Here is a 22823-nt window from a genome sequence, read left to right as displayed (position 1 = left end):
TCTTCTTGTTAAGGTCGTAATCATAGGGAGGGATTGCGGCATGCCATTTGAAGCTATCCGAAGAAAGTTCTATCTCGCATGCGTTTCATCGGCCATTCTCAGCGGAGCGTGCGGATACTTGCTGCTGCGTCTGCTGAGATTCATGACCCGGCCAAGCGGGATGGCAGGAGAGAGCCTGCCGGCCCGGTCGGCTGCCTGGATCGTCAACCATGTCGGCGCCAAACCTGCGCTGCTGATGGCGTGCGCCGCTCTGTTCCTATGCTTTTTCCATTGGCGCTCCGGCAAGCTGCGGGAAGAATACGAAGCCTGCCTGCCGGCTGCGGAGAGGCTGCCGGAAGAGGCGCTGCTGAGGAGCTCCCTGCTTGAAGCGGAGAAGCAGCTGGCCGACATTCGGTGGCGCATGCAGCGTTGGGAGCGGAGGAATGGAGAAAGGGCGGACTCGTCCGATGCGCCGGATGAAAGGAGATCTTAAGAAGCTGTGGAGCCGCCTTCCCTTGGGGCAAAGCCGCTTCTGGTTCGATGCGGCGGCGCTTGCGGCAGCCTTATGCATGCTCGGAATCGCAGCGCTGCATTGGGCGGGAGACGTCGTCACGGACGGTGCGCGCGCCCTTGGCGAGCCGGTCGCGCCCTCGCTTCTGATCGATCGCCAGGGCAAGCAGCTGGGCGTGCTGACGAGCCCGCAGTACGGATATCGTGGAGGAGAGCTGGAGCGGCAGCTTCCTTCCCTGTTGAAGGAGGCCTTCGTGGCGACGGAGGACAAAAGGTTCTATTCGCATGGAGGCGTTGACTTTCGCGCCTTGCTCAGAGCCGCGGCAGCCAATGTCTCCAGCGGCCGGATCGTCGAGGGAGGCAGCAGCATCACGCAGCAGCTCGCCAGGACGGCCTACCTGTCCAATGAGAAGAGCTTGCTGCGCAAAGCTCTCGAAATGGCCGCCGCGCTGTCCTTGGAACGGCGGTATTCCAAAGAAGAGCTGCTGCGCCAGTATTTGGGCCGGGTCTATATGGGGAAGCAGCTGTACGGCGTGAAGGCGGCGGCCGAGCGCTATTTCGGCGTGTCCAGGCTGGAGAGCCTGGAGCTGTGGCAGATCGCGACGCTTGCCGCCATGCCGAAGGGACCGGCGCTGTACAATCCGATCGACTATCCGGAGCGCAGCAAGGAGCGGCGCCAGGTCGTCCTGCGGCTCATGCGCGAGCAAGGATATATTACGCAGCGGCAAATGGAGGCGGCAGGCGCCGTCGATTACACGGCGCCGGCAGCTCCGAAAAAGACGGCGAGCGCTTCTCTCGCGGAGGTCGTCTTCCGGGAGGCGGAGGAGAGAGCTTCGCTGACCGAGGAAGAGCTGCTCGGCGGGGGATATACGGTCGCCATCGGACTGGATGCCGGCTTGCAGGCCGGCCTTGAGAACCTGTCCTCGCTGGATGCCGGTTTTCCCAAGAGCTCTTTCGGCCGGCCGGTTCAAGCCGCTGCCGTTGTACTGGACAACGGCACCGCGGAAATCATGGCCTTCGCAGGGGGGAGCGGCGCGACTCCGGGCGGCTTCAACCGGGCTTTCGCCCGCCGCCAGCCCGGCTCGGCATTCAAGCCGATCTCCGTATACGGGCCGGCGCTGGAGACGGGCTTGTATGCGCCGGATTCCATGCTGGAGGACCGCAAAGCCCGTTACGGCAGCTATGCGCCGAGAAATCCGGGAGGGGTGTACAGAGGGAGCATCTCGATGCGGCAGGCCGTCCAGAATTCGGTCAATGCTCCCGCCGTATGGCTTCTTCAGCAGATCGGCCTGAATGCCTCGGTGAATTTCGCGTCTGGACTCGGAATCCGGCTCCGGAAGGAAGACCGGCATCTGGCGATTGCGCTGGGAGGCCTGTCTTCCGGAGTCACGCCGGTCGAGATGGCCCAGGCCTACCGGGCGTTCGCGGCTGGAGGAAGCTTTGAGGAAGCGCATCTCATCCGCAGCATCGCGGATCGGCACGGCAACATCGTCTACGCCTTCCAGCCGGCCGGCAAGAGGGCGATGTCGGCGCAAACGGCGGCCGCCATGACCTCGATGCTGCAAGGCGCCGCTCAGGAAGGAACCGGCAGGAAGGCGGGCTTGGGTCCGGGAGTGGCCGGCAAGACCGGTACGACCCAGCTGGAAGGCGGTCCTCCGGGATCGAGCCGGGATGCCTGGTTCGTCGGGTATACGGCCCGTTATACCGCATCCGTATGGATGGGCTTGGACAAAGCCGGAGAGGAGCATATGGCGGCATCCGGAGTCGATGCGGCCCGTTTGTTCGCGGCTATAGCCCGCGTTGTCGATGGCCCTCCAGCTGCGGGAAGATGACGATCGCCGCCCCGTACCGGATATGCTTGCCCGGCAAGCGCCGGATCGGGACGCCGAGCTCGAGGAGCGGGCAACGAGCGGGTCCGAAGGACGGGAAGTCCATGCGAGGCGGCGCGTAGGAGCCGCCCTGCCCTTCAAGCCGGACGGCGAGGTTTTTAAAAAGATGGCAAGTTGGAAAAGCCATCCTACATACCTTTTAAACGAGCATAACAGCAGGGCGCCGAATGTCCCGGCTTGACGAGCCGACGCGCCCAGGTCAGTCAGAAGGGATGATGGCATGAACATGCAGGCAGGCAGGCAGGGAGCGGGGGCTCCGGCTTCGTACGGCGCTGCACCGGGTCCATACGGCGGCGTCATCGGGAATCAAGGCTTTTCTCCCGGAACTTATCGCAATGAGCCCGAGTTCCAGGCTCCTGTCCAGGGAGGCTACGGAGCTCAGGGCGGATACGGCGGCAATCAAGCTCAAGCAGGGTACGGCGCCGTTCAGCCGGCAGGCTATCAAGGCGGCAATCAAGCCCAGGGATACGGCGCCGTCCAGCCGGCAGGCTATCAAGGCGGAGAAATTCCTCCTCCGGGCGTGCCCGGAGCCGGCTACCGGGAGTGGTTCCCGTTCCATGGCCCGTTCGACCCTTGTCCGCCCATTCAGGTGAAGACGTATGTCATTCCTCCCAACCAGTATATTCCCTATCAGCCGATGGGGCTGCCCCAGTATCCGCTCGAGGAAGCGCTTCGGCTGGGCACGCTGTGGCCGGCGCTCTACAGTCCTTACGAATCCAGATGCGGAAGGAGCTGACCGGGACTTATGAGCGAGGAGAAGCAGGCGTTTGACACGGAAGCCTACTATGTCCAGCTGAAGGAGCTCCAGACGCTGGATTTCGCGCTTGTGGAGCTGAATCTGTATCTCAACACCCATCCGGGAGACATGCAGGCGATCCAGCAGTTCAACCAGCTGGCCCAGAAGCGGCAGGCTTGCGCCCAGCAGTTCGAAATGCAGTTCGGCCCGCTCGTGAACTTCGGCAACAGCTACTCCCGGTATCCATGGCAGTGGAGCGAGACTCCATGGCCGTGGCAGGTATGACCGCATGTGTTCGGCGGGGTCGGAAATGCGGCAAGCAGACAAGAGAGCCGGTGCGGGCTGTCAGCGCAGGTGCAGCGGATGCGCATCAGCGGTGAAGAAGGAGGAGCCGCCAAGGCACTCCCTGTCGCCGCCGGCTGAATGGACAGCCGGGCATGAAGCGGAGCGGGAGAAGGCAGCGGCGTCTGCCCATTTGAGGGAAAGCGGGGTGGTAAAATGTGGCTCTATGAAAAGAAGCTTCAGTACCCGGTTCGAGTAAGCAAATGCGATCCCATGATGGCGAAATTCCTGACGGAGCAGTACGGGGGAGCGGACGGGGAGCTGGCGGCGGCGCTGCGCTACCTGAACCAGCGCTATACGATTCCCGATAAGGTCATCGGAGTCCTGAACGATATCGGCACGGAGGAATTCGCCCATCTGGAAATGATCGCGACGATGATCTACAAGCTCACCAAGGACGCGACGCCCGACCAGCTGAGAGCGGCGGGGCTGGGGGCCGATTTCGTCAATCATGGCGGGGACTTGTTCTACGAGAACGCCGCCGGGGTTCCTTGGACGGCGACTTACATCGCGGCCAAGGGAGATCCGCTTACGAATCTGTACGAGGATATCGCGGCAGAGGAAAAAGCCCGCGCCACCTATCAATGGCTGATCGATTATACGGACGACGTCGATCTGCAGGACAGCTTGAAGTTCCTTCGCGAACGGGAAATCGTCCATGCGATGAGGTTCAAGGAATCCGTGGAAATCATCAAGGCGGACATGGGACAAAAGAAGATGTACTGAACGAAACGCGACATATCGGAATCCGAGAAGAATGTACAGGAACATAGGAAAAAAAGCGCCGGGGAAGCCCCCGGCGTTTTTGGTTTGGACGGCATCAGCGGTCGAAAATGGAAGGGGGACGGTGTCCGCCGCCATGGAAGCCGCCGCCGTGGAAGCCGGGGCCGAAGCCCGGGCCGTGGAATCCGGGACCGAAGCCCGGGCCGTGGAATCCGGGACCGAAGCCGGGACCGAACCCGGGTCCGAATCCGGGTCCGAATCCGGGACCGAACCCGCCGATCGGGAACGGAATGGGGAGAGGAACAACGTCCGGATAGGGCGGATAGGGGTATGGATAAGGATAGGGATACGGATAAGGCGGGTAGCCGGGACCTGCGGGTACAAATGACATGCGGCATGCCTCCGATGGATTAAGGATGCTATAGCCTATGCCGGCACGGGCGGAACGGACACTGGCCTACTCGGCCCAAAAGCGGTTTAATGACAGTAGGCTATCGAGTTGTTCAAATAGGGAGGAGAGCCGTCATGCGTCCTATCGCGCTCGGCGCCGCATCGGCATTATTGTTCGCGGTCACGTTCGTGCTCAACCGCGGGATGGAGCTTGCGGGGGGCAGCTGGCTCTGGAGCGCATCGCTCCGTTATTTCTTCATGGTTCCGCTGCTTCTGCTTCTCGTTGGCGCGAGAGGCAGGCTGCGTCCCCTGTTCCGCGAGATGAGGCTCAGACCAAGCAGCTGGCTGCTGTGGAGCTTTGTCGGCTTCGGGCTGTTCTACGCCCCGATCTGCTTTGCGGCCGCCTACAGTCCCGGCTGGCTGACGGCCGGGGTGTGGCAGATCACGATCGTATCGGGATCGTTGCTGGTTCCTTTCTTCTACGAGACGGTCATGACTGCGGAAGGAGCCCGCAGAAGGCGCCAGAAGCTTCCGCTGAGAGGATTGGCATTGTCGCTGATCATCCTTGCGGGCGTAGCGCTGATGCAGATCGGATATGCGAGCCCGCTGCACGGCGGAGAAGCATGGCTGGGGGTCATGGCCGTCGCCGCGGCCTCCTTTGCCTATCCGCTCGGCAACCGCAAGATGATGGAGCTGTGCGGAGGCCGGCTGGACGCCTACCAGCGCGTGTTGGGAATGACGATTGCCAGCCTGCCTTTTTGGCTGCTGCTGGCCGCTCTCGGCTGGACGATGGATGGACCGCCGTCCGGCGGCCAGCTGCTTCAGTCGCTGCTCATCGCCGTGTTTGCCGGAGTGGCGGCTACGGTGCTCTTTTTCCACGCCACCGATCTGGCCCGAGGCAGCACGGAGAAGATGGCTTCCGTCGAGGCCACCCAATCCCTGGAGGTGCTGTTCGCGGCGGGAGGGGAGATGCTGCTGCTCGGAAGCGCCTATCCTTCTCCGGTCTCCTGGATCGGAATGGGCGTCGTCATGGCCGGAATGGTTCTGCACAGCTACGCCTCCCGCCCGCGAAGCGGCTCCTTCCGCACGGATAGAGCCGAAGCCAAGGAGGGGTAGAGGGGAGCCTGCCCGGCAGCAGCGGCGCGGCTTCCATTTATTCCTGAAACTTTCATCCCGCTCCCTTCGTCTGAGTCGTTGACTATGATGGTGGAGAGAGGGATGACGTTGGCTCAATTAGCTCCCCGCACGCAGGCCCGCAAGAAGCGGAGCCGCAAGAAACGGGGATTTTTCGCAAGTCTGTTCCGCCTGTGCCTGATGTTGGGCGCGGCCGGAATCGTCGCAGCCGGTGGTTTGGCCGCATGGCTGTTCTATACTCCCAGCGGAAACGAATACCGTTATCTGGCGGCGGATACGCTGATTACGACGCAGCATCGCATCTGGGCCAAATATCTCATCGGCCAGGAGGAGCTGGACAAGCGCGTCGCCGCTTACCAGCAGTCCTTCGACAAGATGGGCCAGGAGGCCGATCATCATGAGATCGTGCGGCCGGCCGGTTCGTCGACGGCTTCCGACAAGCCGAAGGAGCTGGTCTCCGTCGAGCCGATATCCGGCAAATCCTACAAGGGCTTCGTAATGACGGTCAGCGATCCGACCAAGATCAGGCTCGGCATTCCTGCCGCCAAGGGCAAGGGGGAAAAGGTCACGAGCATGGTGAAGCGCTACGGAGCGATCGCGGGAGTCAACGCCGGCGGCTTCGCGGACCCGAACTGGAAGGGCAACGGCTTCCAGCCGATCGGCGTCGTCATTTCCCGCGGCAAGGTGCTCTACCAGGATCTCGACAAATCCAAGAGCACCCAGATCGTCGGCCTCGACAAGAGCGGCAAGATGATCGCCGGGCATTACACGCTGAAGCAGCTGGAGGACCTGGGCATTCAGGAAGGCGTCACGTTCCAGCCGCGCATCATCGTGAACGGCAAGGGGCTCGTCAAAAACCATGCCGACGGCTGGGGCATCGCTCCCCGCACCGCGATGGGCCAGAAGGCGGACGGATCGATCCTGTTCGTCGTCATCGACGGCCGCCAGCCGGGCTACAGCATCGGCGCTGATCTGTACGACGTGCAGAAGATTTTGCTGGATCGCGGCGCGGTCATTGCGGCCAATCTCGACGGCGGCTCGTCCACCGTACTGGTGAACGGCGGAGAGATTGTCAACAATCCGTCTTCCCAGCACGGCGAACGGTATTTGCCGACCGCGTTCCTCGTGTTCGACGATCCCGATGCGGCCAGCATTCCCAATGTATGGCAAGGGCTGAAGCCGGGAGACATCGACGCCTCCAAATGGTAGGTTGCCTATTGCGGGTGCTTCCCGTATGATGATGGCAATCAATCAGGCAAAGGGTGGGAGCATGGCGAAGGATATCGGCATCAACAAGCTGCATAGGCCCGAGGCGGTCATTTTCGATATGGACGGCACGCTGTTCCAGACGGAGACGCTGCTGCGGCTCGTGCACGGAAGGCTGTTCGGCGCCCTCCGCGACGAAGGCTTGTATACGCAGCCCGAACCGCCCGTCGAGGCGCTGCTCGGCTGTCTGGGCATGCTGCTGGAGGACATATGGCGCAAGCTGATGCCGGATGCCTCCGAGGCGGCGAGGCGGCGCGCGGATGTGCTGATGCTTCAATACGAGCTGGAAGGCCTGTCGGCCGGAGACGGACTGTTGTACGAAGGCGTGCCGGAGACGCTGGCGGAGCTGAAGCGGCAGGGCGTCCGGCTGTTCGTCGCCAGCAACGGTCTCCAGGATTATGTGGAGGGCATCGTGCTGCATAAGCGTCTCGGCGGGCTGTTCGACGGACTGTACAGCGCCGGCGGCCGGGGAACGGCTTCCAAGACGGATCTCGTGCGCCTGCTGCTGGAAGAGAACGGCATCGGCAGCGCCTGGATGGTCGGCGACCGCTCCTCCGACGTGCAGGCGGGAGCCGGCAACGGTCTCGCCGTCGTGGGCTGCGCCTACGCAGGCTTCGGCGACAGCGGCGAGCTGGACGGCAGCGACGTGCGCATCGCCGGCTTCGCCGAGCTGCTGGAGCTGCTCCCTCAAGCTTGAGCGGCTCCTGTCGGCGGCAGCCCATCGGGATGCCGCTTTTTTTCGTTTCCATTCAACGAGGCAGGCACAGAAGCCGCATCAAAAAAAGGAGTCGAGCACGGTTTTCCCGTGTCCGATTCCTTTTTGCATGAAAGCCTATGACTCAGCCGGACCTTCGGAAGACATAGAACCCGGATACTCCGTCTCGTCCGGCGCTCCGGAGGACGGTTCGAGCTCCGGCGCCTGGCTTGCGGGCGTCAAGTCTTCTTCAAGCTCCGGAAGCCGTTGGACGGACCGGACCACCGGCCGATCGGCGGCCAGAGGCTTGCCGGGCAGGATGGGGCCGCGCCTCAGGAACCCGCCGGGAACCCGGACGCGCGGCTGAATGGTTTTGCCGGAGCTTTCCTTTGCCGAAGGCTTCTTCCGGACCGAAAGGCTGCCGGCCTTGCCGCTTTCGGCGGGAGCTTTTTCCGAACGGCCTTTCCGCTGCTCAGCCGGCCGGCTTTCCTTCGTCCGGTCGCCGCTGCCCCGCTTGCCGGCCTTGCCGGAACCGCCGGGCCTGCTGTCCTTGAGCCGGCTGCCGGTCGTGCGGCCGCCCGACTTGCGCTGCGCCCTGCGGTTATAGAGGTACAGGGCGTATTCAAGGGGCTTGACGATCGCCCGGTCATAGGTATCCCCATCTCCGCTCTGCTTGAACACTTCGCGCGCCGGCTTGGGATTGACCTCCAGCAGCCAGATGCCGCCCTGCCGGTCGATCGCCAGGTCGAGCGCGAGCTCGCACAGCCTGCCGTACTGCCTTTCCAGGTATTCCGCCACCTCGATCGAGAACTGCTCGGCCTCGAGCCTGACCTCGGATGCCTGCAGCCCTTCGTCGATCCAGGAATCCAGCAGCTCTTCCATTTTCGCCGCCTTGCCGCCCCCGTGCAGGTTGGAGGTGATGCTGCCGGCCGCTCCGATCCGACCCGCGCAGCCGGTCGGCTCCCATTCGCCGCGTCCGTTTTTCTGCACGAGCATGCGGTAGTCATGGACGCGTCCGCTCGGAAGCTTCAGCTGGATGCCCTGCTGGACGATATAACGTCCTCCGCCGAGGCTCCAGGAGCTCAGACGGCTCTGCAGACCGCTTGCGCCGACTTTCTGGGGCCGGATGATCTTCCGCGCCTGGTCGCGTCCCTGGATGGAATACATGCCGCCCCCAAGCCTTTCGATTCGCAGGATGCCGCGCCCGCCTGTGCCGTTGATCGGCTTCAGGAAGACGAGCGGATGCTTTTTCAGCATGTCGGTCAGATCCCGGTGGGAGACGTACAGCAGCGTCTGGGGCTGCTTGTTCTGGAAGCGCGGCTGCGACTGAAGCGTTTTGTAGATCGTCCATTTGTTCCTCAGCGGACGGTTCAGAAATCCGAGATGCCCGTAGCGGGAGCGGAATTTCTTCAGCTGCTCGAACCGGGGCGAATTCTGGATGCGGCAGCGGTCGAAGATGAGATGCGGAAAGGCGGACCAGCGCCGCGACCATATTTTCGTCGAAGGGTCGTAGTACATGGCGTTTATCCGGTTTCCTTCATAATCGACATCCGCCGGGGTGAACACCATCACGTCCATGCCGAGGCGCTTGCCCGCGACGATCATCCGCTGGTAGATGGGCCTCTCCTCGAGCTGCTTCTGGTCATTGAGGTATAACGTTAAAATGCCGAGTACGGGTCGGGCCACTGTCATCTCTCCTTGATGCGTCCGGCGGTCGGCTTGTTCCCCCCGGATGTTGGATAAGCGGCGAAGCCGGCCGGGAACCGGCCGTGCCGCTTCGAAGCCGCGGGGAGGCTGAGCTTCCGCGCCTGGCCGCGGAAGGAGCATCGGCCGCGAGAGCGGCGGCGGCTTCCGCTGCGGCAACCGGCGAAGCGACGCTTTGGAACACGAGCGTCGCTTTGCCGGTGGGGCCGTCCTGCAGGGATGTCGCCGCAAAGCCGGCACGGAAGCACATTTTCATGCTCGCGGTATTGTCCGCGGCGACTCTGCAGGAGAGATGCCCCCAGCGCTCCTGCAGCACCTTCAGGAGCAGGCTGCCGGCTCCGCGCCCGCGCAGGGGAGGAGCAACGGCGACAAGGCAGGCCTCCAGGCCCGCCTCGCGGGCGAAAGCGGCGCCCGCCGTTTTGCCGTCCTCCGTCGTGACCACGGCGATCGCGGCCGCCGGCGCGGACCGGCCGCCGCCAAGCTGCCTCGGCTCGAGATCGGCCGGCTGCAACGCTTCCAGCGCGGCGAGTCCCGCTCCGGTCAGCCTGCCGCTGCCCCAAGACTTGATGAGCCGAATCAACCGGTCCCGGTGCCGGCTCCATTGCGCCGATGTGAGCAGCTGTACGTTCATCTGTTTATGCGCCTCCAGCCTTCCCCTGTTTCGGCGAGCGCATCAGGTACGATCCGTATTGGAATATGCGCTCGAGCGATTTTTTGCGGATGTGGGGCTCGTCGAACTTCATCGGTTTGGCGTTGGCCTCGAAAAACCACAGGCCGCCTTCCGCGTCGACGCCGAGATCCATCGACATTTCGCCATGGCTTTGTCCGCTGGCCGTCTCGATCTGGCGGGCCAGCTGCACGCAGGCGCTCCTTGCCTTGCTCATGAGCTCGCGGGCTTCCTGGGTGCCGAAAGCATGCTGGAGCAGCTTCTCCGGATCCTCGATGCTGCCTCCGCGGGGGACATGGGTCGTAATGCTGCGGGAGCCCGCGAGGCGGGCGCCGATGCCGGAGACGGCCCATTGGCCGCTTCCGTTTTTCTGCACGAGCGCGCGGAGGTCGAACCGGCGCTCCTGATAGAGCGCGAGATCGATGCCCTGCTGAGCGATGTACGACACGCCGCCGCTCTCTCTTAGAATACGCGACCACAGCTTGCTTATCGTCGCGCAATTATACGTGCTGCTTTTTTTCTTTTGCTGGATGCGCAGCCGGTAAGGCAGCGTCTTGCCTTCCATCACCCGGATGGTCATGATTCCCTTGCCCGCCTTGCCGCTCACCGGCTTCAGGTAGAGATAGGGATGCTTGCTGATCATCCGGCCGAGGCCGGTGACCGAAACCATTTTGCGGGTGGACGGAATATAGCGCTTCGTCGCCTGGGATTTCTTCAGCCACTCGAACAGCTCCCATTTGTTGAAGAAGGAAGGGTTGAAGACGCCCTTGATCCGGGGATGCTGCTGGCACATCCGGAGCTTTTGCTGCACCTTCGGCCGCATTTCGTCCTCGCGCTGGGGAATCCGGTTGTAGACGAGGTCGGGGAAGGGAAAGCGGCCCTTGACCCATTCCCCCGTCTTGTCGTTCAAGCCGTAGCCGCTCAGCATCGGATCGGTGAAATTCAGGCATTTGCAGGTCAGGACATAGACGGTGAAGCCCATATCGCGTCCGGTTTTGGCCACGTCGGCGAAGTTTTCGCGATTGCCTCTGAACCCGAGCAGGCGGTCCGACATCGTCAGGATAGCCAGAACCGGCCGCTTGGAAGCCAGGTCGGCAGGAGGATAGCCGGGAAATTGCTCGAGCTCCATCAGCTGTCCCTCCCCCGGAAGCGGCTCAGGTACAGGCAATGCTCCAGAATATATTCCAGAGAGGCGCGGCCTTCCGTCTTCAGGGCGGGATGCTTGAAAATGGACCGTCCGGGCTTGGCGTTGGCCTCGAACATCCAGACGTCGCCGTCCTTGTCGATGCCGATATCCAGACCGAGCTCGCCTAGGCGGTGAGGATAGTTGCGCTCGATCGCCTCCGACATCTTCACGGCCACTTTTTTCGCTTTCTCGAGCACTTCGCTCGTCTCGCCGCCGAATGCGCGCGAGAGGGCGTTTGCCGGCGTCATCAGGGAGCCGCCGTTCTTGATATGCGTCGTGACGCTGCCGCGTCCCGCTTTTTTGGCGCCGATGCCGGCGGTCACCCATTCGTTGCGGCCGTTCTTGTGCATGTGGAAGCGGAAGTCGATCGGGCAGGCGTCGATTTCCACGAGCCGGATGCCCTGCTGCACCACATAACCGCTGAAGGAGCTGCCGATGCGGGCATGCAGCGTCTTCATGAGGCCCTGGAAGGTGCCGAATCGAAGCAGCACGTTTTTGCCGCCGCTGCGGTAGCGGGCGAAATAACCCTTTTTCGGCTGGTAGGTGAGGCGGTAGATGCCGGCTCCGAGGCTGCCGCCGGATGGCTTGAAGTAGACGAAGCTGTGCTTGCTCAGCAGCTCCTTGATCTTCTCCTCCGTCGGAGCGGATACCGACTCCGGCAGATGGCGGAGCGCCTCGACATCCTTGTCGAGCAGCTTGTAGACATCGGATTTATTGAAGAAGCTCCAGTTGAAGAAGGGGATTCCCTTGCGCACGAAGCGTTCGCGGAGCGTGGAAATATAGGTGCCGGTCTCGGCCTTGCGGCTCGGCAGGCGGTTGTAGACGACATCCGGGAGAGGCACGGTCTTGCGGTACCAGCTGCCGTCGGAGTTCAGGAAGTAGCCGTTCACCGTCTCCTGCTGCCAGTTGATGTCGCGCGGGGCGAACCCGAAGAAGTAGGCTTTCTTGTCTCCGATGCGGATCAGTTCCTTGATGAAGCCGGTGCGGGTGCCGAACGGCGAGGTGGAGGACACATAGCCGTCGCTCAGGATGCCGACGAGCGGCCCGAATTGGACCTCGTCTTCGTTCGCGTGCAGCATGAACACGTTGCCGGACTTCGGAACGCGGATATGCTGGCGGATGGCGGAGCCGAGGTATACATGGTTGCCTTCCCCCTTGACGGACTTCACCGAGGCCGTCACCGTTTCCCTTCCCAGCTTGATCGACAGCTTCTTTTTTCCGGACAGCTTCAGCGACCGGTACAACGGTCCCGACACATAGACCACCCGGTCGTTCTTGCCGGAGAAATGCACATTGCATAAAGTAAGACTCATGAGGAACCTCCTGGGCGTTCTGTCGCTAGGATAGCGGATCTATGTCAATGGATGATGGTTCAATTGCGGACGAGGCTGCTTCCTGCGGGCGTAGGACTCGGTCCTCCGCACAGGAGCCGGGCATAGAGCAGCGGCCGTTCCACCGCCGTGCGGGCGGTTCCGCCGGCGAAGCCGGAAAAGGCTTCGCGCCCCGGCCTGGAGTTCATCTCCAGCAGCCACAGCCTTCCGTCCGGCTCGACGCCGAAGTCGAGGCCAAGCTCGGCGAAGCGGCCGAAAGAGCTTTCCGCCGCTTCGGCCGCCGCCAGCGCCAGCCTGTCGATGCGGGCTGCGACCGCGTCTGCGGCAGCAGGCCCGAGCTGCATGGACAGACCGTCACGGGCCGGAATCGCTTCGCCTCCTCCGTGGAGGTTGGAGGCGACGCCTCCGGGCCTTCCCCGGCGCATCGCCGTTCCCGTCAGCCGCCATTCGCCGCGGCCGTCCTTCTGGACGAGAGCGCGGATGTCGAAGGGCCGGCCTAGGCGGTCGCAGAGCGGCAGGCAGGGCTGGACGACGTAGCGGGTGCGGCCGGCCAGCCGGCAGATCAGCGCTGCGGCCGCATCCAGATCCGGCTGGAGGCTGCGGAAGGGGCGGCTGCCGCCGTCCCGGCCTCGGACGAGCCAGCCGCCTTCGGCTGCGGGAGCCGCGCTGATGACGCCGCGGCCTTGCATGCCTCCGTCCGGCTTGAGGAAGAGGGATCCGTAGCTCTCGGCTGTCTCGCACAGCGCCTGCCTGCCGGCCAGCGGCCGGCTTGGAGGCACGAGCTCGGCGAGCTCGGCGCCGCTGCGGCGCAGAGCATCGTACTGGGCGGATTTGCCGGGCAGCCAGCCGTTCAGGACGACATGGGGCTGCAGGGCAGCGAGCCGGCTCAATGTATTTCTATAGGGGCGGATGCGGCCGGCGACGAGAGGGCCGCAGCGGTCGTAGATGACGGCAGGCCAAGGGACCTCCCTTTCGGACCAGCCGCAGCTCTCCCTTACATAGCCCGTAAGAATGCCGCTGTCCGGATCCAGGCCTCCCGGAGTGAACACGTACAGATCCACTCCGAGCTCTTCGGCCCGGCTGCTGAGGGCGGCGAGAAAGCTGTCTTCCGGAAACGTCCTGCGCTGCTCCCGGCCGTCCTCTCCTTCATGGATATCCGATACCAGGACGCCGACGCTGCTTCGGTTGCCTCTCATATGGACCGCCCCCTTTATTCCGTCAGAATCCCGCCAGGTAGCGGGAATACTGGATCATGTTGCGTACCGAAGGACGAATCTTGCCTTCGTTCAGCGGCGTGTTGTCGTTTTTGGAAGGCTTGGAGTTGACCTCCAGCAGCCATACCCTGCCCCCGGTATCGAGGGCCAGGTCGATGCCCAGCTCGCCGAAGTGGGCCGGTATCCGGGCGTCGATGCCTTGCGCGATATCGAGCGCGGCTTTTTGCAGCTTGGAGCCGGCGCCGGCCTTGTAGCCGGGAGCCAGATTGCTCCGCGCCACCGCTTCCTTGACCCGGCTGAGCGTGCCGCCGCGGGCGAGGTTCGATACGAAGTGATTGCTGCCCGCCGTACGGGCGACGATGGAAGTGAGCGCCCAGCTGCCGCTATGGTTTTTCTGCACGAGCGCCCGGAAGTCGACGGGCCGCTTGCCGATATCGATGAGGGTGAGGCCTTGCTGCAGCTGGTAGCGCACGGTTTTCAGCTTGCCGCCCAGCGAGGAATACAGCTTAGCCAGGCTGGGATACGATTGGCGGCGGATGCCGGCCGGCGCCGTATAGGTGGCCAGCACGCTTTCGCCCTCGAGCTTGCTCACCCGGATGATCCCTTTGCCGAGGCTTCCGCGTTCGGGCTTGAGGAACAGGACGGGATGCCGCGCCGCCATCGACTTGAGATCGGCGTAGCTGCGCAGCAGCCTGGAATCCGGGAGGTACTTGGCGAGGCTGCTTTCGTGGCCGAGAGCGCCGAACACCTCGTTTTTATCCAGAAATTTCTCGTTGAATACTTGAGTTCCGTATCGTGATTTCGCTTCCTTGAAAAACTGCTGCACCGAAGGGCGGTTCTCCAGCTTGCGCGCGGTAAGCCGGTTGTTGACCACATCCGGTACGGGCATGCTCGTTTTCCGCCAGCCGCCGTTGTAGATCCACCCCTCGATGCGCGAGCCCGATACCGCCGCATCGGGAGTCAGGAAGTAGACGGAGGCGCCTTGGGCGGCGCAGGCGTCCACCAGCTCCCGGCAGAACATCGTGATCGCCCCGAACGGCCGGTCCGTCTGCTGCGGATAATCCCGGCTGATGAGGACGCCGATCAGAGGGCCGAGCGACAAGGTGCTCGAGCTCTGCTTGTAGCTCGATCGCAGGACGGCTCCTCCCGGTATGCCCATTTGGCGGGCGAGCGAGGCGCCGATTTTCATGACGTCGCCTTTGCCTCCGGATGAGATGCGCACCGTGGTCCGGAACGAGCCGAACTTCAAGGTGACAGGGTGGCCGGGCGGCAGTTTGTATTGCTTGACATAAGCATCGCCCAGCAGGATGGTATCCTCGGCCAAGGTGCCTGCCTGCGGCACCTGGACGGTGATTTTGGATTTAAGCATCGACGAATCTCCTTCCAGAGCGAAGGGTAGTGCGGGTTGGCGGTCGGATGGGTATAGGTGAATGAAACGAATTAATTCATCATATGAGGACATCTATACCTTGGTGATAGGCGCCGCCAATAAGGACGGGGCGTTTTGGCCTGATTGGGCGGATGCCCGGAGCGCGGAGGCGCGTCAGTCCCGTCCGCAAGGGACATGCGGAGAGGGGATGCAGGGAAGGGGCTGCAGAACAAGCAGCAATCCCTTTTTCCGGTCCGCCTGCAGCCGCCATGCTTTTTTGCCAGCGCCTCTTCCATGATGGTATGATGGGCGCAGGAAACACGAGGGAGATGAAGTCATGAACGTATATGATCGTGCTTACGAGCTGGCCCAAGCCCTGCAGGGCAGTCTGGAGGCCAAGCAGGTCATGGAAGCCCGCGCGGCGGCGGACCGGGATCCCGATGCCCGGCGGATGCTGGCCGACTTCCAGCGGCGCCAGCTCGAGCTGCAGCAGCGCATGATGGGCGGCGAGGAGCCGTCCGCCGAAGAGCTGGACGGCCTCGGCAAGCTGTACGAGCTGCTGAGCCTCAATCCGCTCGTTCAGGACTACTTCGAGGCCGAGAAGCGCCTTGGCGTCGTGTATGAGGATGTGAACCGGATCATCGGCAACTCCATGCAATCCGTGCTGCTTCCTTAACGCCACCTATTCCTTCCTGGAGGGCATGTTCGCCCGCTCGTCCGCATAGGCTAGACAGACAAGCAGCCTATTAGGAGAGTTAGGGGGAAGGATTGCGGATGAATTCCGGCAAATGGAAGCATGGAATCTACCTGCTCGCGGCGCTCGGCATGCTCCTCTATGCGCTGCCGCGCCTGGAGCTCGGCAGCCCGTGGAGCTTCGCCACGGTGTTCGGGGTGTTGTGGTCGGCGCTGGCTCTGCTCGTCATCGCGGCCAACCTGCGCGTCCTGCTCAGCGACCGCGAGCGGGAACGCAGGCGCGTAGCCGCCATACGGCGGCAGCGGGCGATGCAGAACCGCAAGCTGCTGGAGAGGAAGCCGGAACGCCGCTACCGCGGCTGAGAGGCGGCAGTCTTCGGAGGACGTCAAAAAGACCGGATGCAGGAGCTGGAGCCAGCTCTTACCGCATCCGGTCTTTTTTTGGCGTCTGAACCGGAAGGATTTCGGCCACCATCATCGGGTCCCCATGGCAGTTTCGGTTCCCGCGCCTGCCCGGTCCGTTCCTGACGCTGCCTCTCCGCCGCCGGACGGCACAGGCGAGCAAGGAAGGACGACGCTGACGCAGAGGAAGGAGCCCTCGAGCCGGGCGGAAGCGGTTCCCCTGTAGTGTCTGGCGCGCTCCGCCACGATGGAAAGCCCGAGTCCGGAGTGGCCCGAGCCGGACGGCTTGGTGGAATATCCCGCCCGGAACATTTTTTGAAGGAGCGCCGGATCCGCTCCGGCCCGGCAGCGGTTGGAGACGGCGATGGTCATGCCGCGCACGCCGAGGGAGGCTTCGAGCCGGACTTCGCGCTGTCCCGCCGGCAGCTCCGCGGCCTCGTCGAAGGCGTTGTCGAGCAGGTTCGCCGTAATGCGGACGAGATCGATGCTCTTGAGTGGAGGCAGCGCGGCTGCCCGAAGCAGATCGGCGATCTCGTAGTCCAGCGAGATGCCGAGGCACTTGGCCGCCTCTTCCTTGACGCTGAGAAGGGCGGCGACGGCCGGAAACGGCAAGGCGGCGAGATCGGCTGCGACCCGGTTGACGGCCTCGATCTCCTCCAGCACCTCTCCCATATAAGCCGTCAGCTCTTCCCGCTTGCCGAGCTTCAGCATGAGATGCATCGTCTGGACATGATTGATGAAATCATGCCGCTGTCCCCGGATCGTAGCGAGCATCCGGACGAGATCGCCTTCGAATGCCTGTCCGCCCTTGTCTTCCCCTTCGCGGCGTGCCTGGGCGATCAGCCGGAGCGCCATGAAGATGACCGGGGCGGTCGTCGAGACGCTCAGAACGAGAAGGAGCGATGAGGTTTGCCGGACGCCGCTGACGACATAATGCTCGAGAAACAGGAGCGCCAGCAGCATGAACTGCAGGGAGACGACCAGGATGAAATAGAACATCGACGACCCTGCCGCTTTTGACAAGCCCTTTTTCAGCATGGCTCCGGGATGGATATTCCGGCGCTCCATCAGCAGCGCCGCCAGCGCGAACAAGGCGAAGGAGGGCCAGCAGACGGCGATCTTCAGCCAGACGGGTCCGCTCAGGACGCTCTCGTAGGCGGTGAATTGAACCGCGGCGCCCATTGTAACCATATCCGACAGGATGACGAAGACAAGAAGCAGCGCCTGCGTCACGAGGCGCTGCCGCAGACTCATTTTCCGGAAAAACAGCCAGAGAAAAAAAGCGATGGAAAGGATCGTATTGCTGAAATGCGCCCAGGCGGGAAGCTCGAAGAAGAAAAGATCGGTATATAGGGAGGACGCCGCGACGAATCCAATCATCCGCTTCCAGGAGCCTTCGGTCCGGATGCCGAGAAATTGAAAGGTGAAGCACGTGAAGATGAGGCTCTGAGGAAAGGATACGAACACATAGAGAGTGGCGGAGCGCATGAGCAGGCTGTAATCGATATTCACACTTGGCTCTCCTTGTCGGATCGTTTACGTATCGGTTCAGGCGTTCATTTCTACTTTAGCGGCTTTTTGCTAAAATGAACACATCGATTTTATCGGGGAAAGGCGGCGAAGCAGGTGGCCTCAGACAGCAGCGGCAAACCATCCATGGAAGCACTAACGAAGCACGAACAGCTGATCCGCCATATCGAGGAGCTGGAGCCGGGAGTCCGGATATCGGTCCGGGGCATCGCCAAGGAGCATGGAGTCAGCGAGGGGACGGCCTACAAGGCGATCAAGGAAGCCGAGCAGACGGGCCTTGTCGCGACCAAAAAAAGAATCGGAACCGTGCGCGTGCACCGCTCCCGCAGAGGATCGCTCGAAGGGCTCACCTTCGGCGACGTGGCCGATATCGTGGAGGGACAGCTGCTCGGAGGCGCGGAAGGCCTGCAGCGGACGCTGCATAAGTTCGTCATCGGCGCTATGGAGCTGGAAGCGATGAGCCGTTATATCAACGAAGACAGCCTGCTCATCGTCGGCAACAGGCAGGAGGCCCACCGGACCGCGCTGCTGCAAGGCGCGGGCGTGCTCATTACGGGCGGCTTCGGCACGGGCGAGGAGGTCATCGCCCTGGCCGACGAGCGGGGGCTTCCGATTATCGTCTCCCGCCACGACACCTTCACCGTGGCCTCGATGATCAATCGGGCCATGTACGACCGGCTGATCAAGCAGAAGATCGTGCTGATCGAGGATATCATGAGCTTCGGGCGGCCGGCGGACGTGCTGGGCGCGAAGGATACGGCGGCGGATTTCCACCGGCTTGCAGGCATTACCGGCAGCTTCCGCTTTCCGGTCCTGGACGAGCGGGGGCGCGTCACGGGCATGATGACGGCCAAGGATGCGGCCGGATCGGATCCGCAGACGCCGCTGGAGCGGCTGATGACCCGTCATCCCATCACGGCCGCCCCAAATATCACCGTCACCTCGGCCGCTCATACGATGGCGGCCGAAGGCATCGACCTGCTGCCCGTCGTCGACCGCCACCGGAAGCTGCTCGGCGTCATCACCCGCCAGGAGGTGCTTGAAGCGATGCGGATCACCGGCCGCCAGGGCGAGTCGGGAGAGACGTTCGACGAGCTCATCGGCGCGGGCTTCGAGCGCCGGGAGGACGAGGGCTCGTTCCGGTATTCCGGCGTAGCCGCGGCGCAGATGTCCGGCACGCCGGGAACCGTCTCCGAGGGCGTCCTTGCGACGCTCATGATCCAGGCGTCCCGGCGTATGGTCCGGGAGAGCGGACGGAGCGACCATATGATCGAGAGCGTGACATCGTACTTCATGCGGCCGGTCGCCATCGATTCGCAGCTGCATCTGGAGCCTGCGGTGCTGGAGATGAGCCGCAAGTCGGCCAAGCTGGAAATCAAGCTCAGCGATTCCTCCGGCGTGGCGGCCAAGGCGATTCTGTCCATGCAGCTGATGGACGGGTATTGACAGGATTCAGGCTCGCTTGCATCTGCATGGCAGGGATCCGATGACTGGCATGACGTCCCCGATGCACGCTCGTCAGGGAGGATGCTTGCGCTTGTCTTCCTGATGCCGTTCCATTTTCAAGACAGGCCGCTTTTCCATGAGCCGCCGCCTTCCCGGCGCTCTTGGAGAAAGCGGCCTTTTTTTGCGTCCCGAGCCAGCCGAGCTTTGCCGCCGCATAGCCTTGGCGCCTTCAGATCGAACCGGATCCGCCCCATTCGGTTTTCCATTCATTTACAAACCAAAAGCGCTCGTGATACACTAAATGGAGTGGATATTTGATTTTAGTAACTTTATTCAAAAGAAAGGGGTCTGGGCATGGACCGCAAATTCACGAAAATAGCTCCACGGGAGCCGGACGGCCAGCTGTCCATGATGTTTGCGCGCGGAGGCAATCGTTCCGGCGCAGGCCGGAAAGCGATCGGAACGACGCGCAAGGTATCGCTCACGCTGAGCGAGCCGTTGTGGGCCGAGATCGACAGGCGCTGCGGCCGGACGGGCCGGTCCAGGTCGGAGGTTCTGCGGGAACTCCTGGAAGCGGCTGTCGCGGCCGGGGCCTTTGAGACTGAAGAAAACGCTGAAGAGGCTGAAGAAGACGATGAAGAACCAGGAGACGATGAAGAACCAGGGCTGAAGAACCGGGAAGCGGAAGAGACGGAAGAAAGCGAAAATAATGGATGAAGGCGCAGGTGGCGGGCAGATGCGGCTCATGATCAAGAGGGATCTATTGATGGAAGCATGTGACCAGGTTGTTCCGGCTGGGGGCGGATTCCGCAGCGGGGAGCTGCATTTGGACGCGGGCGCGGGTGAACTCGCCGTGAGCTCGGCTGCCGGGAGGATCGCGCATCAAGCCGTATTGCCGGTTGATGCCGGCTCGCTGAAGATCGAGCATACCGGACGTCTGGCTCTGCCAGCCCGCTATTTCCTTGGCGTCATTCGCCAGGCGGACGGGGAATGGCTCGAGCTTGAAGGCCCGTCGGGCGGCATGGCTCGCATCAAGGCCGGGCAGTCGGAGCATCGGCTGGCCGTTGCCGAATCCGGAGAACTCCCCGTTCTGGCCGATGCCGCCGGCCATCCTGCTTTCGTTTTGGAGGCCGGCAGCTTCCATTCCAGGCTGAAGCAGGTTTTTTTCGCCGCCGCGGCTTCGGGCTCGAGACTGCCGTTGACCGGCATACGGATCGAAGCGGAAGGACCGTCCTGGAAGCTGTCGGCGACGGACGGAATCCGTTATGCCAGCTGCCGCATGGGCGCCTGGGGCGACGGCGGAGCCGGCTGGAGCTGCCTGATCCCGGCCAAGCCGCTTCACGACTCGCTCAAGACGCTCGGAATGGAGAAGGGAGCCTCCCTTGTCCTCGCGATCCTTCCTTCCCAGGTGCAGCTGTCTGCAGGCAGGGCAAAGGTTCAGCTCCCGAGGCTGGAAGGCCGCCTGCCGTTCATCAAGGAGGACATTTCCGGGGAGGGGGTCCAAGGCATTTCCCTGGATTCGGCTGCTTTCCGCCAAGCGCTCGACCGAGCCTGCCTGATCGCGGGACCGTCGGGCGCGGTGAGACTGAGCGTGGATGCGGAATCCGCCTTCCTGTCCGCAAGGACGGCAGGAATAGGCGAAACCCGGCAGAGGCTGCTCGGGGTAGAACGGACCGCCGGCGCTGAACCGGCCTGGCAGGTGCTGTTCCATGGAGGGGGCATGAGGGAAATCGTGCATGCCATCGACTTTCCCCGGCTATCGCTGGCCATCGGGGGGCGGCAGAAGCCGATCCGGATCACCGTACCCGATGACGAAGGACGGCTGTACATGGTCGCCCCCATTCTGGACGCCGCGCAGTCTTCACGAGGAGGCTGAGCCGGTTCCAAAGGGGGACAGCCCGCTGAAGCCGCGATGTCCGGGCGCCAGGCTGCCCGGAGCGGCGGCGGAAGCTCCAAGCATCTTCGATCCGCATCGCCGTGTTGGGGAAAGGACAAAAGCCGGCCTGCACTCCGCCGTATATACGGCGGTGCAGGCCGGCTTTGCTGTTCCGGAAGGGGCAAGCTTCAGCTGCCGCTGCGTTCCATGGCGGCGCGGATCATGCTGCGGTTGCGCAGGCCGGCAAAGATGTTGAACAGCCCGAGAACCATGAAGAGAGAGCCGATGATGACACGCAGCGTGGAGCCGCTGTACATGAACATCTGGATCAGCGAGATGAACAGGAGCATGCTGCCCATGCTGATGTTCATGCGGGCGGCGTGCAGGGCGCGCTGGCGCGGGTCGGAGGAACGGCGGGACTTGAAGCTGTAGACGACGGACATCGCAGAGGTCAGGACGATGCCTGCGATGAGAATCCACTGAAGCCATACGACGGGATCGTTCATGGTCGAGTGCTGCTCCTTTTTTCAACTTGCGGACGCGAGGTCCGTTTTTGGCCATTGTACCATGAATGCGGATGCAATCGCGAACAGGCTGCGGCGGGGGCCGGGCGAAGGAACCGGCTTGCACGGATGATGGAGACGTGAAGGTGAAGGCCTCCTGATTGCGATAGCGGCCGCCGATGCGGCGCGCTTGCCGGTCCGATTCCGGAATCATGCTCGGCAACGAGCGTCGCCCCGCCTGCCGCCTCGCCTGCCGCCCCGCCTGCCGCCCCGACCGCGGAGAGGCTTCCGCCGACGGACTCCTTCATCTCCTGGTGGACTTTTTCGAAATGGCGGCCTTCAGCCGGAGCTGTCCTGCTTGGCGCTGCTGTTCATTTCCGGTCCCTTCTGGCTCACGCTGACCCATACCTGCAGCCGGTTTTGGACGACGAGCACGGTTTTGATCTCGAGCAGCAGGTTTTTGTCCTTGTCTTTATAGATCTTGCCGGCGAGCAGCTCGCGGGCCAGCCTCGATTCGCGGTCGATGTCGTAGATGCTGTGGCCCTCAAGCACCTTCAGATCGTCATGCAGCATCTTCCGCAGCCGCGTTTTGGCGGGCTCGTCGAGCGACGCCGTCACGGGACCGTCCTCGAAGCGGATCTGAAGCGATTTGATGATGGAGCTCTGCTGGTTGAACTTGGTCAGCTTCTCGATCTCGTTGTCCCGTTCGTTGAGCTGGCCCTCCAGCTCGCTCTTGAGATTGGCGATCCGGTCGAACTGGGCCTGGAAGAGAGCCTGATAGAGGGCGGCGCCGATGACGATGCCGCAGATGACGAGGCCGAGCGCCTGAGTCAGTCTGGCGAAGCGGGCGAAAGGAGGCATGCGCATGGAGGCTCCTCACACCCCGTCCCGGCAGATCATGCGGATCAGCTCCGTGCCGGCATGCGCTCCGATGAAAGCGCAGAAGATGAACAGCAGCTGCTGGGCCACCGGGGACAGATGGCCTTGGGAAATGTTGCTCTCGATGACCCGCATGGGGTCGATCGTGCCGCCGACTGCGGCGACCAGAGCCCATATTTTCAGACGCGACGCCGTATCGATCATCATCAGGGACGGCGGCGAGGAAGCCAGCACGGAGGCGATGCCCGCGAGCAGCGTGCCTCCGACTACGACTCCGAAGGCAATGAAGCAATCGATCAGGGCTTTGGTCAAGATCATGTTCATTCGACTCATCCGCCTCACCTGTTTCGTCTCATAGTA

Annotated in this window: 24 protein-coding genes; 13 read left to right on the top strand and 11 right to left on the bottom strand. The window is 62.8% G+C overall.

Going from position 1 to position 22823, the window contains the following annotated elements; genetic code table 11:
* The first annotated feature begins 40 nt into the window (after nucleotides 1-40).
* From CIC07_RS18250 to CIC07_RS18230, 5 genes are all read left to right on the top strand, one after another.
* Nucleotides 41-472: a hypothetical protein gene (locus CIC07_RS18250; RefSeq protein WP_076354030.1), complete on the top strand. Its 432-nt coding sequence runs from the start codon at nucleotides 41-43 to the stop codon at nucleotides 470-472.
* Nucleotides 447-2321, top strand: coding sequence for a transglycosylase domain-containing protein (locus tag CIC07_RS18245; protein ID WP_159442424.1), 1875 nt, complete (start codon nucleotides 447-449; stop codon nucleotides 2319-2321). Before CIC07_RS18250 ends, CIC07_RS18245 begins: the two co-directional genes overlap by 26 nt.
* A 577-nt stretch (nucleotides 2322-2898) precedes the next feature.
* Nucleotides 2899-3114 carry a spore coat associated protein CotJA gene (locus CIC07_RS25490; protein WP_076356782.1) on the top strand — a complete coding sequence of 72 codons (216 nt, stop codon included), beginning with the start codon at nucleotides 2899-2901 and terminating at the stop codon, nucleotides 3112-3114.
* Between the two features lie 9 nt (nucleotides 3115-3123).
* Nucleotides 3124-3399, top strand: a complete 276-nt coding sequence (locus CIC07_RS18235) for a spore coat protein CotJB (RefSeq protein WP_076354034.1) — start codon at nucleotides 3124-3126, stop codon at nucleotides 3397-3399.
* A 213-nt stretch (nucleotides 3400-3612) separates the two neighbouring features.
* A complete protein-coding gene (locus CIC07_RS18230; RefSeq protein WP_076354036.1) occupies nucleotides 3613-4182 on the top strand; it encodes a manganese catalase family protein in 570 nt (189 codons plus the stop codon).
* A gap of 94 nt (nucleotides 4183-4276) precedes the next feature.
* On the opposite strand, the gene CIC07_RS25215 is transcribed toward CIC07_RS18230, so the two are convergent.
* A complete protein-coding gene (locus CIC07_RS25215) occupies nucleotides 4277-4570 on the bottom strand; it encodes a hypothetical protein (protein WP_076354038.1) in 294 nt (97 codons plus the stop codon).
* A gap of 134 nt (nucleotides 4571-4704) precedes the next feature.
* Here CIC07_RS25215 and CIC07_RS18220 point away from each other — a divergent pair, with 134 nt between their 5' ends.
* The 3 genes from CIC07_RS18220 (at nucleotide 4705) to CIC07_RS18210 (ending at nucleotide 7666) form a co-directional block, all read left to right on the top strand.
* Entirely contained in the window at nucleotides 4705-5685 is a 981-nt protein-coding gene (locus tag CIC07_RS18220) for a DMT family transporter (protein ID WP_076354040.1), read from the top strand.
* A 102-nt stretch (nucleotides 5686-5787) separates the two neighbouring features.
* A complete protein-coding gene (locus tag CIC07_RS18215; RefSeq protein WP_076354042.1) occupies nucleotides 5788-6912 on the top strand; it encodes a phosphodiester glycosidase family protein in 1125 nt (374 codons plus the stop codon).
* A 61-nt stretch (nucleotides 6913-6973) separates the two neighbouring features.
* Entirely contained in the window at nucleotides 6974-7666 is a 693-nt protein-coding gene (locus CIC07_RS18210) for an HAD family hydrolase (RefSeq protein ID WP_076354044.1), read from the top strand.
* 135 nt (nucleotides 7667-7801) lie between these two features.
* On the opposite strand, the gene CIC07_RS18205 is transcribed toward CIC07_RS18210, so the two are convergent.
* Genes CIC07_RS18205 through CIC07_RS18180 form a run of 6 tightly spaced genes read right to left on the bottom strand, consistent with a single transcriptional unit; the run spans nucleotide 7802 to nucleotide 15134 of the window.
* Nucleotides 7802-9349 (bottom strand): YheC/YheD family endospore coat-associated protein, encoded by a 1548-nt coding sequence (locus CIC07_RS18205; RefSeq protein WP_083687877.1) that lies wholly within the window; start codon nucleotides 9347-9349, stop codon nucleotides 7802-7804.
* The gene (locus CIC07_RS18200; RefSeq protein WP_076354048.1) at nucleotides 9306-9998 is read right to left on the bottom strand and encodes a GNAT family N-acetyltransferase; all 693 of its coding nucleotides are present in this window, start codon (nucleotides 9996-9998) and stop codon (nucleotides 9306-9308) included. Before CIC07_RS18200 ends, CIC07_RS18205 begins: the two co-directional genes overlap by 44 nt.
* 4 nt (nucleotides 9999-10002) lie before the next feature.
* Complete coding sequence (locus CIC07_RS18195) at nucleotides 10003-11163, bottom strand: YheC/YheD family endospore coat-associated protein (RefSeq protein ID WP_076354050.1); 1161 nt, start codon at nucleotides 11161-11163, stop codon at nucleotides 10003-10005.
* Complete coding sequence (locus tag CIC07_RS18190) at nucleotides 11163-12533, bottom strand: YheC/YheD family endospore coat-associated protein (RefSeq protein WP_076354052.1); 1371 nt, start codon at nucleotides 12531-12533, stop codon at nucleotides 11163-11165. The genes CIC07_RS18195 and CIC07_RS18190 overlap by 1 nt, the downstream gene beginning before the upstream one ends.
* 59 nt (nucleotides 12534-12592) lie before the next feature.
* Nucleotides 12593-13747, bottom strand: coding sequence for a YheC/YheD family endospore coat-associated protein (locus tag CIC07_RS18185; protein ID WP_076354054.1), 1155 nt, complete (start codon nucleotides 13745-13747; stop codon nucleotides 12593-12595).
* A 22-nt stretch (nucleotides 13748-13769) separates the two neighbouring features.
* Entirely contained in the window at nucleotides 13770-15134 is a 1365-nt protein-coding gene (locus CIC07_RS18180; protein ID WP_076354056.1) for a YheC/YheD family endospore coat-associated protein, read from the bottom strand.
* 337 nt (nucleotides 15135-15471) lie between these two features.
* On the opposite strand from CIC07_RS18180, the gene CIC07_RS18175 reads away from it, so the two are divergent.
* Nucleotides 15472-15810: a YlbF family regulator gene (locus tag CIC07_RS18175; RefSeq protein ID WP_076354058.1), complete on the top strand. Its 339-nt coding sequence runs from the start codon at nucleotides 15472-15474 to the stop codon at nucleotides 15808-15810.
* A gap of 98 nt (nucleotides 15811-15908) precedes the next feature.
* Entirely contained in the window at nucleotides 15909-16190 is a 282-nt protein-coding gene (locus tag CIC07_RS18170) for a hypothetical protein (RefSeq protein ID WP_076354060.1), read from the top strand.
* 111 nt (nucleotides 16191-16301) lie between these two features.
* Here CIC07_RS18170 and CIC07_RS18165 read toward each other — a convergent pair whose 3' ends face one another.
* Nucleotides 16302-17741, bottom strand: coding sequence for a sensor histidine kinase (locus CIC07_RS18165; RefSeq protein ID WP_076354062.1), 1440 nt, complete (start codon nucleotides 17739-17741; stop codon nucleotides 16302-16304).
* Nucleotides 17742-17885: 144 nt separating this feature from the next.
* Between CIC07_RS18165 and CIC07_RS18160 the strand changes: the two genes are divergently transcribed.
* The 3 genes from CIC07_RS18160 to CIC07_RS18150 all read left to right on the top strand — a co-directional run bounded on the left by CIC07_RS18160 (nucleotide 17886) and on the right by CIC07_RS18150 (nucleotide 21081).
* Nucleotides 17886-19205, top strand: coding sequence for a DRTGG domain-containing protein (locus tag CIC07_RS18160; protein WP_076356784.1), 1320 nt, complete (start codon nucleotides 17886-17888; stop codon nucleotides 19203-19205).
* A 354-nt stretch (nucleotides 19206-19559) separates the two neighbouring features.
* The gene (locus CIC07_RS25210) at nucleotides 19560-19922 is read left to right on the top strand and encodes a ribbon-helix-helix domain-containing protein (RefSeq protein ID WP_076354064.1); all 363 of its coding nucleotides are present in this window, start codon (nucleotides 19560-19562) and stop codon (nucleotides 19920-19922) included.
* Nucleotides 19923-19971: 49 nt separating this feature from the next.
* Nucleotides 19972-21081 (top strand): DNA polymerase III subunit beta, encoded by a 1110-nt coding sequence (locus CIC07_RS18150; protein ID WP_157741937.1) that lies wholly within the window; start codon nucleotides 19972-19974, stop codon nucleotides 21079-21081.
* A gap of 188 nt (nucleotides 21082-21269) precedes the next feature.
* On the opposite strand, the gene CIC07_RS18145 is transcribed toward CIC07_RS18150, so the two are convergent.
* From CIC07_RS18145 to CIC07_RS18135, 3 genes are all read right to left on the bottom strand, one after another.
* Nucleotides 21270-21587 carry a YtpI family protein gene (locus tag CIC07_RS18145; protein WP_049867855.1) on the bottom strand — a complete coding sequence of 106 codons (318 nt, stop codon included), beginning with the start codon at nucleotides 21585-21587 and terminating at the stop codon, nucleotides 21270-21272.
* A 336-nt stretch (nucleotides 21588-21923) separates the two neighbouring features.
* The gene (locus tag CIC07_RS18140; RefSeq protein ID WP_083687878.1) at nucleotides 21924-22445 is read right to left on the bottom strand and encodes a sporulation membrane protein YtrI; all 522 of its coding nucleotides are present in this window, start codon (nucleotides 22443-22445) and stop codon (nucleotides 21924-21926) included.
* A 15-nt stretch (nucleotides 22446-22460) separates the two neighbouring features.
* The gene (locus CIC07_RS18135) at nucleotides 22461-22787 is read right to left on the bottom strand and encodes a YtrH family sporulation protein (protein ID WP_076354070.1); all 327 of its coding nucleotides are present in this window, start codon (nucleotides 22785-22787) and stop codon (nucleotides 22461-22463) included.
* Nucleotides 22788-22823 lie beyond the last annotated feature (36 nt).

The sequence above is a fragment of the Paenibacillus sp. RUD330 genome (genome assembly GCF_002243345.2).
Taxonomy (GTDB): Bacteria; Bacillota; Bacilli; order Paenibacillales; family Paenibacillaceae; genus Paenibacillus_O.
This window is presented reverse-complemented; position numbering and strand designations above follow the sequence as displayed.

What these genes read in the sequence shown, in the direction of transcription:
- CIC07_RS18250 (WP_076354030.1), top strand. Translation starts at nt 41, where the DNA reads ATGCCATTTGAAGCTATCCGAAGAAAGTTCTATCTCGCATGCGTTTCA.
- CIC07_RS18245 (WP_159442424.1), top strand. Translation starts at nt 447, where the DNA reads ATGCGCCGGATGAAAGGAGATCTTAAGAAGCTGTGGAGCCGCCTTCCC.
- CIC07_RS18235 (WP_076354034.1), top strand. Translation starts at nt 3,124, where the DNA reads ATGAGCGAGGAGAAGCAGGCGTTTGACACGGAAGCCTACTATGTCCAG.
- CIC07_RS18230 (WP_076354036.1), top strand. Translation starts at nt 3,613, where the DNA reads ATGTGGCTCTATGAAAAGAAGCTTCAGTACCCGGTTCGAGTAAGCAAA.
- CIC07_RS25215 (WP_076354038.1), bottom strand. Translation starts at nt 4,570, where the DNA reads ATGTCATTTGTACCCGCAGGTCCCGGCTACCCGCCTTATCCGTATCCC.
- CIC07_RS18220 (WP_076354040.1), top strand. Translation starts at nt 4,705, where the DNA reads ATGCGTCCTATCGCGCTCGGCGCCGCATCGGCATTATTGTTCGCGGTC.
- CIC07_RS18215 (WP_076354042.1), top strand. Translation starts at nt 5,788, where the DNA reads ATGACGTTGGCTCAATTAGCTCCCCGCACGCAGGCCCGCAAGAAGCGG.
- CIC07_RS18210 (WP_076354044.1), top strand. Translation starts at nt 6,974, where the DNA reads ATGGCGAAGGATATCGGCATCAACAAGCTGCATAGGCCCGAGGCGGTC.
- CIC07_RS18200 (WP_076354048.1), bottom strand. Translation starts at nt 9,998, where the DNA reads ATGAACGTACAGCTGCTCACATCGGCGCAATGGAGCCGGCACCGGGAC.
- CIC07_RS18195 (WP_076354050.1), bottom strand. Translation starts at nt 11,163, where the DNA reads ATGGAGCTCGAGCAATTTCCCGGCTATCCTCCTGCCGACCTGGCTTCC.
- CIC07_RS18190 (WP_076354052.1), bottom strand. Translation starts at nt 12,533, where the DNA reads ATGAGTCTTACTTTATGCAATGTGCATTTCTCCGGCAAGAACGACCGG.
- CIC07_RS18185 (WP_076354054.1), bottom strand. Translation starts at nt 13,747, where the DNA reads ATGAGAGGCAACCGAAGCAGCGTCGGCGTCCTGGTATCGGATATCCAT.
- CIC07_RS18180 (WP_076354056.1), bottom strand. Translation starts at nt 15,134, where the DNA reads ATGCTTAAATCCAAAATCACCGTCCAGGTGCCGCAGGCAGGCACCTTG.
- CIC07_RS18175 (WP_076354058.1), top strand. Translation starts at nt 15,472, where the DNA reads ATGAACGTATATGATCGTGCTTACGAGCTGGCCCAAGCCCTGCAGGGC.
- CIC07_RS18170 (WP_076354060.1), top strand. Translation starts at nt 15,909, where the DNA reads ATGAATTCCGGCAAATGGAAGCATGGAATCTACCTGCTCGCGGCGCTC.
- CIC07_RS18160 (WP_076356784.1), top strand. Translation starts at nt 17,886, where the DNA reads ATGGAAGCACTAACGAAGCACGAACAGCTGATCCGCCATATCGAGGAG.
- CIC07_RS25210 (WP_076354064.1), top strand. Translation starts at nt 19,560, where the DNA reads ATGGACCGCAAATTCACGAAAATAGCTCCACGGGAGCCGGACGGCCAG.
- CIC07_RS18150 (WP_157741937.1), top strand. Translation starts at nt 19,972, where the DNA reads ATGGAAGCATGTGACCAGGTTGTTCCGGCTGGGGGCGGATTCCGCAGC.
- CIC07_RS18145 (WP_049867855.1), bottom strand. Translation starts at nt 21,587, where the DNA reads ATGAACGATCCCGTCGTATGGCTTCAGTGGATTCTCATCGCAGGCATC.
- CIC07_RS18140 (WP_083687878.1), bottom strand. Translation starts at nt 22,445, where the DNA reads ATGCCTCCTTTCGCCCGCTTCGCCAGACTGACTCAGGCGCTCGGCCTC.
- CIC07_RS18135 (WP_076354070.1), bottom strand. Translation starts at nt 22,787, where the DNA reads ATGAACATGATCTTGACCAAAGCCCTGATCGATTGCTTCATTGCCTTC.